The sequence below is a fragment of the uncultured Campylobacter sp. genome (genome assembly GCF_938045625.1).
Taxonomy (GTDB): Bacteria; Campylobacterota; Campylobacteria; order Campylobacterales; family Campylobacteraceae; genus Campylobacter_A.
In genome coordinates this window covers 87315-101753 of the sequence record NZ_CALIAV010000023.1, presented here as the reverse complement: position 1 = coordinate 101753, position 14439 = coordinate 87315, and the positions used below count along the sequence as shown (strand labels likewise).

Genomic DNA, 14439 nt, shown 5'->3' with positions numbered 1-14439 from the left:
TTTGAATTCTAGTGCAACAAATAAAGATAATATTGGAATATTAGCTAATAAAAGAACAACAGGAATTAATGAAAAAAATATTAATGTAAATAGTAAATCATCAGTAGGGATATTAGCAAAAGAAGGTTCTAATATTGAAAATAACACAAGTTCTGGTACTATAAATTTAAAGGAAGAAGATGGAATAGGAATGTTGGCAGATGGAAAAGATGCAAGTGGTAATATATCTACTGCTATTAATAATGCAGGGATTGTTGCTACATCAACAGGAATAAAATCTTTGGGAATGCTTGCTCAAAATCATGGAAAGGCTGAAAATAATAAAAATATTGATATTTTAGCAGAAAAGGGAGTAGGTATATTTGTTTCTGAAACTGGTATAGGAGAAAACAAAACAACAGGAGTAATATCTTTAGAGGACAAAGAAACAGTTGGAATATTTGCAAAAAATAATGGGACTACTGATAGTGCTAAAAATGCTGGGACTATTAATTTAGGTAAAGCTGATGGCTCAACATTGCATGAATCATTAATAGGTATGTTTGCACAAGCAGAAGCTGGAAAAAATGCTAATGTAAAAAATGAAAAAGATATTAATATAAATACAAAAAAATCAGTAGGGATGTATGCAAAAAATGATGCTTCAAATATAACTGATGTAGATTTAGAAAATACAGGAGATATTAATATTAATTCTAAGGAATCAGCAGGAATTTATGCACCTAAAGCTACTATTTCAAAAGTTGGAACAATTACTTTAAAAGATTCAACTGATTCTAATGGTTCTTCAGCTGTATATATTTCAGAAGGAGGAAAAGTTGCTGATACAGCTGGAGCTAAAATTAATTTAGGAACAGCAAATCAAAATAGAGTTGCTTATTATGTAAATGGTAAAGATAGTGCCTTAGCTGGAGCTGATATTGGAAAAATTACAGGATATGGAGTTGGAGTATATTTACAAGGAGTAACAGGAGATAAGGCTACAATAGATAATACTACTTCAAAATTAGATTACACAGCTCAAGGAACTGGAGATGGAATAATAGGATTATTACTAAAGGGAGAAACAGATATTCAATCTTATACAAAGGGAATTACAGTTGGAAATACAGTACCAAAATCTAATCCAAGTGATAAAGCTAAATATGCAATAGGTGTTTATGCAGATGCACAAGGAACAGCTGGAACTCCTTATAATATAACAACTCCTATCACAGCTGGAAAAAGTGGAGTAGGAATATTTGCTGATAAAGACAGCAATATTCATTATACTGGAAATATGGAAATTGGTGATGGTACAACAGCTGGAACAGGAATATTTATAACTAAAAAGGTTGGAGCAACAGGAGGAAAAGTTACTTTAGGTACTAATACTATTAAATTAAAGGGAACAAAAGGAGTTGTGGCTATTGCTTCTGAAGGAACAACATTTGATGGTGGAAATGCAACAATAGAATTAATAGGCTCAAATATTCAAGGAGTAGGAGTCTATGCTAAAAAAGGTTCAACAGTTAATATAGATAACTGGACTTTCAATAACAATGGAAACTCAGCAGAAGAAGTTCGTTCTGAAGAAGGAGGAGTCTATATTAATGCAAATAAGAATTTAAAACCTAAAATGGTTTTAGCTCATGTTATTGATGGTGAAACTTCTATTGCTACTGGAAAAATAGTTACTTCTGTGAATGATGGAAGTATTGCAGCTAAAGAAAATATTGGACTTATGGCAGAAGGAATTAAAAACCCTACTATGACTTGGGTAGAAGGAAATTTTGAAGCAGTAAATCATGGAACTATTGATTTTTCAGCTGCTGAAAAGTCAACAGCAATGTTTATAAATTCTGCTAGAGGTCAAAATGATGGAACTATTAAGGTTGGAAAAAATTCAATAGGAATTTATGGTTTCTATGATAAAGATACAAGAAAATATGATGGAGCTCCTGCTAGTCCAGATCCAAATAAATTAGAAATAGAAACAACTTCAAATTCTAATATAAGTTTAGGAGATGTTTCAACAGGAATGTACTTAATAAATGCAGAAAAAATAGAAAATAAAGGTGGACAAATAACATCTGATAGTGGTGCTACAAAAAATGTTGGTATCTATGCAGTAAATGGACAAGATACAAAAGTGCTAGCTAATAATAAAATTTTAAATATTCCACACGTATATTTAAAAAATAAAATTTAAAGGTGTGAAAATGTCTTTAACCAAGTCACAAATTTCAGGACTTTATGTTGCCCTATTTGGCAGATCTAGCGAAGGTGCAGGTAATGAAGCCTGGCTAAAATCGGCAAATGCTAAAAATTCAAGTTTATCTAACATTGCAAATTTGATGCTGGATACGACGGCGTCGAAGGAGTTTTTTGGCAAAAGCCTGGAGAGCAACGAAAATTTCATCAAGCATATTTATGCAACATTGTTAAACAAGGATGAAAATACCGACGTCGGCGGAAAAGCAGGCTGGGTAAATATGCTAAATAATACAAATGACAGAGGTCAAGTCGTAAGCGAGATCTTAAAAGCGGCGCTAAACCCGGTCCACGCGCAAAGCTCGGATGCCGCCACTAGAGACGCGCATAAAACGCTGATAAACAAAATCATCGCCTCAAACGTCGTAGCCGATAGCGTACAAGACATACCGGGCGGCGATATAAAAATCGCTTTAAATTCTTTGTTTAAAAATAAACGACGCTATAACGGCGACATCTTCCGCTCAGGATATAAAAAACGTCATCATAAAAAACAAATCAAATTTGACGCTAGATAACTCAAAACTAGACGAATCGCTAAGCAAAAACGATAAAATATCCGTAATATCGCAAGTAACCGGAAAAAGCGAAAGCGAGATAAAAAGTCAATTTCCAAACTACGATAAAGATTACATCCCTACTCCGGAGCCAAAACCAGATCCCAAACCGGAACCAAAACCCGACCCTGATCCCATCATCGAAAAAACCGACGTTAAGGCGTTTTTGGAAAAAGCTGCAAGTATTACCGACGAAAACACATCGTTTATCATAGAAGACGAAGCCGGAAATATACAAAACAATATAGATAAAATCGTCTCAAATTTAAAATACGTCCTATCTATCAAATTTAGCGGTAGCTTTACGCTAGACGCCAGCAAGGCTACTACGGCGCTACTAAACAAAATTTCCGAAGGTAAAATTTGGCTACATAACGTAACGAGCGATCATCTAAATTTGATAAAAAGCAGTTCGGTAGAGAAATTTTTTATAGACGATAGTAAAGATTTTATGTTAGATATCGCTACCTTTATAGCGCTAAAAGACAAAAAAGCAAATGGCGATAAATTTGTAATAAAAGATACTTCGGCAAATATCGTTAAGCATTTTGAGTATATAAAATCTCACGTAGACGCTATCAAAACCCTAGATAGTACGGATAATGCAAAGATAAATTTCATAAAAACACAATACGATGCTGTAAAAGACGTATTATCTAGGGACGACAAAGATAACGGAGTGTATGAGGTCAACGAGCAAACCGGCAAAGCAGCCATGAAACCGATCGACGTAAAAGACGGCAAGGCCTTTACCTGGGAATACTCAAATGACACGACGGGCGTAACGTATAGGATAGAATTTGGCAAAAGAGACGCTCAGCCAGAAAACTCCGATATAAAAGTAGATATGCCTGACGGCAAATTTTATAACGGCGAAAATATGATCAAGGACTACAAGATCTCAGCTTATAAAATTTATGAAAAAGGCGGCTACAAAGTAACCGAAGAATACACGCCTAGCGTCTCAAAAATAGGAGACGTCACTAGAGATAAATTTGACGAAAAAGGCGTACTGGAAGAAAAAATACTAGAAAGAAGCGACGGACAAAAGCTCACTCTAACCTACGAGGACGGCAAGCTAAGCTATGCTAGCAAAACAGATCCAAAATACGCAAATACCGATATAAACTTTGAGATCAGTAAAGATAGCGAAAATCTAGACTTCAAAGGCAAGTTGTATCTAAACGCAAGCTCGCCCGAACATCTAAGCCCTCTTGCGCCGAATTTCAACTACAAAGGTAAAGTCACGGTAACAGATAGCGCGCTAGATACGAAATGGACCGCCGATATCGGAAAAGACGAAGTGGTCTACCGAGCGTACGACGGACGATTCTCAGACGACGTAACGCTAGTGTCAAAGGCTGCATATACAGTCAATAGCAGCTACGGAGTCGATACTTTCGATATAGCCCAGACCCTACAAGAAAATGCAAATTTGAAAAAAATAAGCATCAACGCCGATACGAACAATCTATCAAACGGCTCAAAAATGGCCGTACTAGACAACGCTCAAGATAAAATCATGCTTCCATCAAACATCACCGAGCTAGCAAGAGCGCAAGAGGACGTAAATCTAGAAAATATCGAGGAAAAACTATCTACGCTCGGAGTCGGCAAGGCACAGTACTTCTTGCAAAACGTAGGAGAAGATAAATTTAACGCCTATATGGTGCTAAATACCGACGGCGTAGAGGGCTATCAAGATGGTAGCGATACGCTGATAGAGGTAAAAAACGTCGAATATAGAAGCAAATTTACGGAGTTAAAAGACGGTGCAACCTCGATCTATAATAAACTAAACTCCGATTTTACCGTTCCGACTCCGTCTAGTTTTAAAGATGCGGCAGCTAAAGATGTAGTAGATGGAAAATCTAAAATCTGGGAATACGAAGATACGGTAGCAAACAAGACGTACCAAATAGTTTTTGAGAGAGCTCAAGACGAAAATAGCGGGTTTAAATTTGCCCAAGGAGTATTTTTCGATAAAAACGAAAAAGTGCTAAATACGACCGGTTGGCAAACTAGAGCAAAGGTTTACGAGATAGACAAATCCACTCCAAACGCCGAGATCGTAAAAGCCCTAAGCAATAATGAAGGCGGCAGGGTTATCCAAACCGTCACAAAAACCTACGACGCATCAAACAAGCTAATAAAGCAGGTATTGCAAGACTCTACTTACAGTAAAAACGATAGAACCATAGACGTTACATACGAAAACGAGCAGATAAAATCAGCCCTATCTACTAGCTCACAATACGCTAACAAAACTATCAAATTTGACGTTAGCCCAGATAGTGACGCTTCGTTACTCACATCAAAATCACCTCTCGTTACGGATTTGTCTACGCCGTGGAATATCGCCCCGCTAGATAACGTAACCAAAGGCTTTGAAGGAACTGCGACTATAACAGACAAAGCGCTAGATAAAAAAGCCGTAGCCCATATCGGAGATACGCAAACGACGTTTAAAATCTATGAAAATATAAACTCTGATAAAACAACTCTCATCTCAAAAGCCCAGGGAAATAATGGATCGTTTTTGAGCAAAGAGGAATTTGATCTCAAAGAAACGCTCGCCCAAAATCCGGATCAAAAAGAAATATCGATAGAATCAGGCACGGGTATGATGAAAATATCCGAGAAAGAAAAAATCAAACTGCCTGACAATATCGCAAAAATTTCAAAGGCCGCAGACGGCACGGATTCGTCAAATTTGACGGAAAAGCTCGCAAATTTAAAAAACGGCGAAGGCGCTTATTTCCTAGAAAACGTAGGAGCGGATAAATTTAATGCATATCTAGCGCTAAATACGGACGGTGTGGAAGGCTATCAAGAAGGTAGCGACACTCTAGTCAAAATCTCCGGCGTAGCTTACGGCGCAGGATTTAGCGACGTAGACGGCGGATACACGACGTTAAGCTAAACTTAAAACTAAAAGGGGCTAAATTTGGCCCCTTTTTACATCTTGCTTTTTTTGCTAATTTACCATCAAATTTGAGTCATTGTCGCAAGCGCCAAATTTTGCCGTCGCCGTTAACTAATAAATTTAATGCCGTGAGCAGAAAAAGGTCGTCCGCTCCGCAAATTTAGCTAGCGAAGCGGCAGGAAGTAGAATAAATTAAAAATTAGACTTGTTTTCCTCAACCCATTTGTCGATACGTTTTGCGTAGTTTTCATCGCCTTTAACGTCAAGTGCTAGGCCGATAAATTTGCCGTTTAATAAAAACGATGAGTGGTTAAATTTATATCCGTCCACGTCGCTAGCGCCGAAAATTTGCGCATCTTTTAGATAAGGCAGAAAATCCACCGCGCCGCTAAAAAGCGTTTGCGGGTGGTTGGCTTGATTGCCGATGGCTACGATGGCGGCTTTTTTGCCTTTACTGCCGGCTTTTAAAAGCGGAAGTTTCTCCGTCCAGTCAGACTGTAACTCGCCGTCGCCGTAGCTAGGCGCCGCTACGATGATAACGTCAAATTTAGCAAAATCCTCCGCCCCTGCGCTCTTTACGTCTATTAGCTGCGCTCCTATTTTGCCCGCTAGATACTCGCACGCGCTCTTTGTGTACCCCTTTGTCGTCGTGTAAAAAATACCAACGCTCATTTCGTTCTCCTTAAAATCAAATAAATTAATACCTGAATTATAACGAAATGATACTTAATTTATCTTATTTCAAATCACGCTTTTATTTGTCGTTTACTATGCAAATTTTGGCGTATTTAAGTCCAAGCTCGTAGGCTTTTTCGTTCTCGGCGTAGACTTTTTTAGGTACTTTTGAGAGCATCACGCGTTTAACTAGCTCGGTATCCAGGCAACCGCTCATCTGCACGGCGACTGCGAGCGCGACGACGCTTTGAGTTATTACGTTGCCGACCTCGTCTTTGGCGATGGAGATGATCGGTATTTCGTAGATTTTCCACCGTTTTTTATCCTCGTCGCTAGCGCGAACCAAATTTGGCTCCACGACGATGATGCCGCCATTTTTTACGCCGTCTTTAAACTGCTCAAAGCTAACCTGCGCGGTAGCGAGCATAAACTCGATCTCGCCCTCGTTTGCGTACGGATAAAATATCTCTCGCTCGCTTAAGATGATATCGACCTTTGTCGGTCCGCCGCGCACCTGTGAGGTATAGGTCGAGGCTTTGACGCCGTATCCGCCCTCCTCGATTTTAGCCGCGGCTAAGATCTCGCCCGCTAAAATCACGCCCTGACCGCCCACTCCGACGAATCTCAACTGCCTTTTCATTTTAGCGCTCCAAAGTCTATTTTCTCCCCGTCTCTGGCGGCCTTTATCACCATGTCGTAGGCCTTCGCATACTCCATGCGCGACTCGTCTTTGTGCAGCACTCCGAGTGGAAATTTACCCTCGCGCTCATCCTCGCTCATTGCATCAAATTTAGCCTTGCTCACCGTGCGATCGTCGATCCACTCGAGCATCTGCGTAGCTTGGCCCATTTTGTTTTTGCGACCCAGATTTATGTGGCAGTTTGAAAATACGTCAAAAAAGCTGTATCCGTCGTGCTCGAATCCCTCGGCAAATATCTTTTCCAGCTTTGCGGGCTCTATCACGCTACTGCGAGCTACAAATGTCGCTCCTGCGGCGGTTGCGAGCTTGCACGCGTCGAAATTTGGATCGACGTTGCCGTACTGCGCCGTCACCGTCCAAAAGCCAGTCGGCGTGGTCGGACTGGTTTGGGAGTTTGTTAAGCCGTAGATAAAGTTATTTATCAAAACGTGGTTTAAATTTATATTTCTGCGGCATCCGTGGATCGTGTGATTGCCTCCTATTGCTAGCCCGTCGCCGTCGCCGGTTACCACGATGACGTGTTTATCGGGGTTTGCTAGCTTGATACCCGTGGCATAGGCGATCGCGCGACCGTGCGTCGTGTGGACGGTGTTGCAGTTGATATATGAGCTAAAGCGCCCCGAGCAGCCGATGCCAGATACCACGCACACGTCGTTCATGTCCCAGCCGAGCTTGTCGATTGCGCGGATTAGCGCCTTTAGTATCACGCCGTCGCCGCAGCCCCAGCACCACAGAGTCGGCATTTTGTCCGTGCGTAGGTAGTCGTCGTAGTTAAATGCCATCAAATTCTCCTATTTTCTGCGCGATTTCTTGCGGGCTGATCGGGCGGCCGTTGGCTTTTAGTAGCGTCTTAAAGTCGTCTCTTAGCGTAGCTTTGATTATCTCTCCCGTATACTGGCCCAAATTTAGCTCGCAGATCAAAATTTTGTTAAATTTAGCCGAGATCTCGCATAGTTTCGCACTTGGCGTCGGAAATAGCGTGATAGGCTTAAAAAGCCCTACTTTCACGCCTTTTTCGCGTAAATTTAGCACCGCTTCTTTTGCCGAGCGGGCTACGGAGCCAAAAGCGATAATGCAAATATCCGCGTCATCCAGCATAAACTCCTCCCAGAGCTCAAACTCGTTCGCGTGTGCGTTAATTTTGTTAAAAAGGCGCTTGATGTTGTAGTCCACGACAGCGCCGTCCTCGGTCGGAAATCCCGTCTCGCCGTGATGTAGGCCCGTAACGTGATAGCGGTAACCGCCGAAAAATTTATTTAGCACGGCAGGCTCGTCCGCCGCGGCCCTGTACGGGCGGTAGTCTGCAGGATCGCCGCCAAACTGCTTGCGCGAGTAAATTTCCAGCTCGCTAACCTGCGGCAGCACGGCCTTTGCGTGCATGTGTCCGATCGTCTCATCCAGTAGCAAAAACACGGGCGTCATGAATCTTTCGGCGAGATTAAACGCGCGAACGGTCTGCGTATAGCACTCCTCTAGGCTTGAGGGCGCGATAACGATGCTGTTTACGTCGCCGTGGGTCGGGTTTTTCGCCTGCAGGAGATCGCCCTGCGCCACGCGGGTAGGTAGCCCCGTACTAGGGCCGCCGCGCATGACGTTTACGATCACCAGCGGCACCTCCGCGATAAAGCCAAGCCCGATCTGCTCGGCCTTTAGCGAGATGCCGGGGCCCGAGCTTGCAGTCATCGCCTTTGCACCGCTCATCGAGGCTCCAAGGGCTACCGAGATGCCCGCGATCTCGTCCTCCATCTGGATAAATTTGCCGCCGTGCTTTGGCAGCAGCACGCTTAGTTCGTGTGCGATCTCGCTACTTGGCGTTATCGGATAACCGCCGAAAAAGTTACACCCGCACTCAACCGCCGCAAGCGCGACTAACTCGTTGCCGCTAGCAATGATCTCTCTTTTGCCGCCGTTACTATTTAAAAATTCGCTCATTGCCCAGCCTCTAATTTTTCAAATTTATTCTCTCTTACGGCGGTCGCGCGCTCTTTACTTTCGGCGGTTAGTTTGGCGAATTTAAATCCCTTCTCCGCCACGTAAATAGCAAAATCGGGACAGTGCAGCTCGCACTCTTTGCACCCGATACAGGCCCCCGGATGCACCACTTCGATCGTTTTACCTAGCACAGCGCGCGGCTCGACGGCCATCGCCAGTACACCCGCAGGACAGCAGCTCACGCAGATATCGCACGCCTTACAGCGCGAGATATCGACCCAAACGGGAACGTCAGTTTTTATCAGCATATTTTTCCTTATCAAAATTTAACTCATAACGATAATTTTATAGCATTTAAGTTAAATTTGGTATTTAAATCGGATAGTAAAATAAAATTTGGAGATTTTTTGTATGAAAACGAGCAAATTTGAAACGCTCGTGCGGATGTTTTTGTGCTTATTGACTCAAATTTAACGACCATTGCGGCAAAATTTGGCATAGAGTAATTTTAGAAGTCAAATTTATCGCCGCTGATCCGTAAATTTGATGACGAATTTATACGGATACGGCGGTAAATTTGAAGCGATAAGCAAAAATCGGTTAAACTTAGTTTCTCCTTACGCTGGCTTTGCCAAATCCCGCAAATCTATTTGACGCAAGACACGACGTATTGTTATTTTTGCAAGATACGACATAGGAGTTTAGCTCTTTGTTGCCTTTTTTACGCGTGTTTTTATTTTTTAGATTCATAAAATCCACCGCATTTTTGCCTCTCGAGTTATGCGTAAAGCCAACCGTGCCATCTTTTTCTACGCTACTTACTATGCCTACATGAGTGACGATTTTTGCTTTTTTGTTATTTTTCGTGCTTCTAGTCGTGTTGTTGAAAAATACTAAATCTCCAACCTTCGGATCGTCAAAGGCGATCAGATTTTTACTCTCGTAAAGCTTAAACATAGCCTCGCTTTTTAGACCGTGCTTGGTGTAAAATTTATCAAGCTCTTTTTCGTCAAAAAAGTCTCGATTTAATTTTTTATTCACAAGCGTTACGAAGCCGGAACAATCGCCGCCGTCTTTTTTGCCTATATATTTTTGCATAAGGTCAAGCAATGCCTTTTCTTTTACGTCAAACCCGCCGATTTTACTTTGCGTCGCTTCGACTACCGAGTTTTGGACTTTGCTCTTTTCTAGCGAAGTCTCGGCTTGGATTTGACTTTGCATCGTTAGCGCCGCGACCGGGACGTTGCTTTTCGGAGCGCTTGACGAAACGTTAGCGCACCCCGACATAAAAGCCGCTAAAAACAGGGCGTAAATTTTAATTTTATAATTTACAAGCATCGGCTACGCGATTACCCCGCTTTCTTTTAAAAATTTGATATTTGTAGCCGTTTGCGATTCGCCTTTTTCAAGAGCTGCTTTTTCCTCCGCGCTTGGTTGCTTGATCTCGCGCACTCCGCCCTTGCCTAGCTTCACGAGCCTACCGCCCGCGCACTCGCCATCTATCACGCAGCAGCTTAGCCACTGATCGCTACCGGTTTTTATCGCCTCGCACATCTTGGCCGCAGCCGCGCCCGGGGCGTAATACGCCGACGTGCCAAGTAGCTTAACTATCTTTGCGCCACCAGTTTTAGCTTCCTGCGCTACTGCGTCAAATTCGCCGCCCAGATCCACGCTCACGTTGCTTTGCAGCGCCACCATATCGTCGTTATGAGAGCCTATAATGTGCGCGCTAAAGGCGCTGTTTTTTAGTCCCGTTTTTTGTGATATCTCGTATTTTAGGCGCGCTGAGTCTAGTTCGCCCGCCATGCCTAGTACCCTACTTTTATCAAAACCGCTAGTTTTATAGACTAGATACGTGAGCGCATCGAGCGGATTTGTTACGTTTATGATGACGCAGTTTGGGGCAAATTTGGCGATTTTTTCCACCGTGCCTTTTACGATGCCGGCGTTTTTTAGCAGCAGATCTTCTCTGGTCTGCCCCTCTTTTCTAGGGCTTCCGGCGGTCACGACCACGATGTCGCTATCCTTAATAAGCTCAAAATCATCGCCGCCGGCAACCTTAGCGTCCAGGCCGAAAACCGCCGCGCTCTGAGATAGGTCGATCGCCTTTGCGCGTGCAACGTCGCCGAAAATATCAACTAGCGCGATCTCGTCTGCGATGCCTCTTAGCAAAATAGCGCTAGCCGCGCTTGCGCCTACGTTTCCGGCTCCGATAACTGAAATTTTCATTTTTTTCCTTTTTTATAAAATTTGGTTTTGTAAAATTTGATTAAACGTCGCACTCGGCCTCATCGCCGCGCTAGCCTTTTTGCCGTCTGGCTTATAGTATCCGCCGATATCGACCTTTCGTCCTTGCGCCGCGTTTATTTGGGCCACGATCGCGCTCTCGTTTTGCGCGAGATTTTGGGCGACGAGTTTAAATTTATCGCCCAGCTGCGTACCGCTAGCGACTAGCTCGCTCGCCCAATAAAGCGCAATATAAAAATGACTCGTGCGTGTATCTAGCTGTCCGACTTCAAACCGCGGGACTTTGTTTTCTTTTAGATAGCGCTCTACGGCCGCATTTAGTGCGTCAGCTAGAATTTGCGCCTCAGGGCTTTGTTTAAAGCCCGCCAGCTGCTCAAGACTAGCGCCTAGAGCCAAAAACTCGCCCAGGCTATCCCAGCTTAGGTGATTTTGCTCTAGTAGCTGTTCGGCGAGCCTCGGCGCACTGCCTCCAGCCCCCGTCTCAAAGATACTTCCGCCCTCTAGTAGCGGCACGACCGAGAGCATCTTGGCGCTGGTTTCAAGCTCCAAGATCGGAAAAAGATCGGTCAGATAGTCGCGCAAGACGTTGCCCGTGACGCTGATGCAGTCCTCGCCGCGTCTGATGATCTCAAGCGACTTTTTACAAGCTACCGCGGGAGAGAGGATCTCTATATCAAGCCCGCTAGTATCGGCACTTGCTAGCTGCGCTCTTACTTTTTTTAGGATTTCTCGGTCGTGAGCTCTGTTTTCATCCAGCCAAAATATCGCCTTTTGCCCCGTGATTTTCGCGCGTTTTAGCGCCAGCTCAACCCAGTTTTGCACGGCGACGTCTTTAACCTGCGTCATCCTAAATATATCGCCCTTTTCTAGCTCAAATTTAAATAAAATTTCGTCTTTTGCATTTACCACGCGCGCCTCACCCGCTTCGCTCATCACGAAGGTCTTATCGTGGCTGCCGTACTCCTCGGCCTTTTTTGCCATCAGCCCGACGTTTGAGACGCTGCCGATTTTAGCGGGATCTAGCGCGCCGTTTTCCTTGATATCTTCGATCGCGGCCTCATAAACGACTGCATAGGTTTTATCTGGTATCACGGCTTTCGTTTCGCGCAGGGCGCCCTCTTTGTCCCACATTTTGCCGCCGTTTTTTATCATCGCAGGCATCGAGGCGTCGATGATAACGTCGCTAGGCACGTGTAAATTTGTAACGCCTGCAGCCGAGTTTACCATCGCTAAATTTGGCCTTGCGGCATAAATTTCGTCAAATTTGGCTTTGATCTTTTCCTGCGTAGCTTGAGGTAAATTTAAAATCCGCGCAAAAAGGTCTTTTAATCCGTTGTTTTCGCTGAAGTTTACACTTTTTAGCTCGTCCGAAAACTCCTCAAAAACTTCCGCGAAAAAAATCTTTACGAAATGCCCGAAAATCACGGGATCGCTCACCTTCATCATCGAGGCTTTTAGATGCACGCTAAATAGCAATTTTTTTGCCTTCGCGTCCGCAATTTGCTCTTTTATAAAAGCGTCTAGCTTACTTGCGCTCATAAAGCTAGCGTCGATTATATCGCCCTTTTCTACCGCTAAATTTTCTTTTAGCACGCGTTTTTCGCCACTTTTTGAGATAAACTCGACGCGTAAATTTTCATCCGCCTCAAAGCCAACCGAACGCTCAGAGGAGTAAAAATCTCCGCCCTTCATGTAGGCGACTTCGGTTTTGCTATCTTTTTCAAAAGGGGTGATTTTATATGGATTTTCGCGGGCATAGCGTTTTACCGCACCGACACATCTGCGGTCTGAGTTGCCCTCGCGTAGCACCGGATTTACCGCGCTTCCTAGCACTTTGGCGTATCTAGCGGCCGCGTCTTTTTCCTCCGGCGTTTTTGGCTCGGACGGGTACGGTGGCAGATCGTAACCTTTGGCGCGAAGCTCGGCGATAGCGGCGTTTAGTTGGGGTAAGCTAGCCGAGATATTTGGCAGCTTAATTATATTCGCGCGCTTTTCTTGCGTCAAATTTCGTAGCATCTCCAGATCGTCGCTCACGCGCAGATCAGGCGGCAGCTTGTCGTTAAAAGCGGCGATGATCCGCGCGGCTAGCCTTATGTCGGCCTGGGCTATCTCTATGCCGCCCGCGCGCAAAAACGCCTGCAGGATCGGAAACAGCGAGTAGCTAGCAAGCAGCGGGGATTCGTCGGTTCTAGTGTAGACGATGTCGCTCATCTTTTCTCCTAATTAAATTTCGCAAAATCTTATCCAAATTTATATTAAAACGCCTTTTGATAGGCTATTTTTGGGAATTTATCGCGCCCACATGCTCCTCGTACGTAGCGCTAAATTTATGCTTGCCCGTCTTTTTATCCCGCACGAAGTACAAAAACTCGCTCTGCGCGGGCCTTATCGCCGCCCTTATCGCCGCTAGACCCACGGTACAAACTGGGCTTGGCGGCAGCCCTTCGTTTAAATAGGTGTTAAATTTGCTTTTATCGCTTCGTATGCGCTCGGCCGTGACTGTCTCGTGCGAGTAGAGTCCGTAGTTTAGCGTGCCGTCCATTTGCAGCTTCATGCCCTTTTTTAGGCGGTTTTGGATGACGGAGGCCACAAGCGGCATCTCATCCTCGCTTGCCGCCTCTTTTTGCACGACCGAGGCTATTACGAGATACTCGCTCCAGCGCTTTTCGTCGTAGTTTCCAAGTAGCTCGGTAGCCGTTTTTTCGTGGGATTTTTTAGATAAATTTACGAGGTGTGCCGCTAGCTGCTCTTCGTTTACGCCAAGCGGTACTTTATAGGTTTCTGGTACCAAAAAGCCGTCCTCTAGCGGGGCAAATTTGGCGTAAAATTCATTTAGCTTCGCCTCGCTCAAATTTAGCTTTTTTGCGACCTCTTGCAAAAACACGGCCGTCGTTTCGCCAGGAATCAGCGTTATTTGAGTTAGGGCCGCCTTTGCGGTCGTGAGCTTATATAAAAAATCAAGCTTGCTAAGCTTTGCCGCGCCCAGGTCTATCCAGCCTGCTTGCACGTGCCCCATAGCGCGCAAGATCACGGCGTCAAATTTATTTGCGTCCGTATTTTTTTCGCCTAGATATGATATAATCCCAAACGTACTGCCCTGAGGCACGAAAATGACCTCGCTCACGCTCACCGGGCGGCTAAGATAAACA

At 44.2% G+C, this 14439-nt stretch carries 11 protein-coding genes and 1 pseudogene; 3 read left to right on the top strand and 9 right to left on the bottom strand.

The window, feature by feature from the left end; translation table 11 throughout:
• From Q0386_RS02415 to Q0386_RS02405, 3 genes and pseudogenes are all read left to right on the top strand, one after another.
• Nucleotides 1–2161 (top strand): annotated as a pseudogene (locus Q0386_RS02415) (autotransporter adhesin); the annotation flags it as partial.
• 40 nt (nt 2162–2201) lie between these two features.
• Nucleotides 2202–2771, top strand: a complete 570-nt coding sequence (locus Q0386_RS02410) for a DUF4214 domain-containing protein (protein ID WP_299026563.1) — start codon at nt 2202–2204, stop codon at nt 2769–2771.
• A complete protein-coding gene (locus Q0386_RS02405; protein ID WP_299026561.1) occupies nt 2758–5733 on the top strand; it encodes a hypothetical protein in 2976 nt (991 codons plus the stop codon). The genes Q0386_RS02410 and Q0386_RS02405 overlap by 14 nt, the downstream gene beginning before the upstream one ends.
• A gap of 195 nt (nt 5734–5928) precedes the next feature.
• Here the strand turns inward: Q0386_RS02405 and Q0386_RS02400 are convergent, their stop codons facing one another.
• The 9 genes from Q0386_RS02400 to mltG form a co-directional block, all read right to left on the bottom strand.
• Nucleotides 5929–6408: a flavodoxin domain-containing protein gene (locus Q0386_RS02400; protein WP_299026558.1), complete on the bottom strand. Its 480-nt coding sequence runs from the start codon at nt 6406–6408 to the stop codon at nt 5929–5931.
• An 82-nt stretch (nt 6409–6490) separates the two neighbouring features.
• Complete coding sequence (locus Q0386_RS02395) at nt 6491–7051, bottom strand: 2-oxoacid:acceptor oxidoreductase family protein (protein WP_299026555.1); 561 nt, start codon at nt 7049–7051, stop codon at nt 6491–6493.
• Nucleotides 7048–7893 (bottom strand): 2-oxoglutarate ferredoxin oxidoreductase subunit beta, encoded by an 846-nt coding sequence (locus Q0386_RS02390; protein ID WP_299026552.1) that lies wholly within the window; start codon nt 7891–7893, stop codon nt 7048–7050. The genes Q0386_RS02395 and Q0386_RS02390 overlap by 4 nt, the downstream gene beginning before the upstream one ends.
• Nucleotides 7883–9043: a 2-oxoglutarate synthase subunit alpha gene (locus tag Q0386_RS02385; protein ID WP_299026549.1), complete on the bottom strand. Its 1161-nt coding sequence runs from the start codon at nt 9041–9043 to the stop codon at nt 7883–7885. Before Q0386_RS02385 ends, Q0386_RS02390 begins: the two co-directional genes overlap by 11 nt.
• A complete protein-coding gene (locus tag Q0386_RS02380; protein WP_299026546.1) occupies nt 9040–9351 on the bottom strand; it encodes a 4Fe-4S dicluster domain-containing protein in 312 nt (103 codons plus the stop codon). The genes Q0386_RS02385 and Q0386_RS02380 overlap by 4 nt, the downstream gene beginning before the upstream one ends.
• A 298-nt stretch (nt 9352–9649) precedes the next feature.
• Nucleotides 9650–10264, bottom strand: coding sequence for a CHAP domain-containing protein (locus tag Q0386_RS02375; protein ID WP_299026544.1), 615 nt, complete (start codon nt 10262–10264; stop codon nt 9650–9652).
• A 120-nt stretch (nt 10265–10384) separates the two neighbouring features.
• Nucleotides 10385–11272 carry a malate dehydrogenase gene (locus Q0386_RS02370; protein ID WP_299026541.1) on the bottom strand — a complete coding sequence of 296 codons (888 nt, stop codon included), beginning with the start codon at nt 11270–11272 and terminating at the stop codon, nt 10385–10387.
• 12 nt (nt 11273–11284) lie between these two features.
• Nucleotides 11285–13501: an NADP-dependent isocitrate dehydrogenase gene (locus Q0386_RS02365; protein ID WP_299026539.1), complete on the bottom strand. Its 2217-nt coding sequence runs from the start codon at nt 13499–13501 to the stop codon at nt 11285–11287.
• A 64-nt stretch (nt 13502–13565) separates the two neighbouring features.
• Nucleotides 13566–14420, bottom strand: coding sequence for an endolytic transglycosylase MltG (mltG, locus tag Q0386_RS02360; RefSeq protein ID WP_299026569.1), 855 nt, complete (start codon nt 14418–14420; stop codon nt 13566–13568).
• Nucleotides 14421–14439 lie beyond the last annotated feature (19 nt).